Annotated in this window: 1 protein-coding gene; it reads left to right on the plus strand. The window is 44.0% G+C overall.

The genetic code is table 11. The annotated features are described in order from the left end of the window. A partial coding sequence (locus tag ASC50_RS02910) for a hypothetical protein (RefSeq protein ID WP_158648331.1) occupies positions 1-652 on the plus strand: 652 nt, incomplete at both ends.

Consider the following 652-nt stretch of genomic DNA (forward strand, 5'->3'; position numbering starts at 1 on the left):
AAAATTACATTCAAGGGCATCTGACAGACAGTATCGACAATTACATCGACGACCACTTCCCGCTACGCGAACGATTTATAGACATGGCAGATGAAATCAACTATTACAAAGGCTTACAGGCGAATAGCGGTGAAAAAATCGTCCAACCCATCGCCCAATCCATCGTCCAAACTGAACCCGATAATGACAAACAGGAAGATATTGACGATGCCGATGATGTCGGCGATACCGACGACTTGCCGACAACCGACAGCCCGAAAGAAAACAAAACAACAGAGAAAATCATCGTCTATGACAATATAAACGGTTATTTTCAGAACGATATGCTAATTTTAAATGGTGCAGCATTTCCCATTAGCGGCGGCACCCCAAGCAAAACAAAACCGTTTGCCGATGTGGTAAACGACTATGCGGAGAAATTAGCAGGGCAAGTGCGTGTTGTAACCGCTGTTGCGCCGCTCTCTTCGGCATTTATTCCCAATCGCAAATACTCCCATTTGAATGCTCAGAATCAGCTAACACTCGAAACGCTTCACAGTTATCTATCGCCGAATGTGCATAAGGTTTTGTCAATCAATAAATTAAATGCGGAAGTTCTGTCGTTGTTTTCAAAAAAGACGACTATTTTATGCGCAGCTGCCGGGATAGGCTC

The organism is Candidatus Symbiothrix dinenymphae (genome assembly GCF_001431085.1).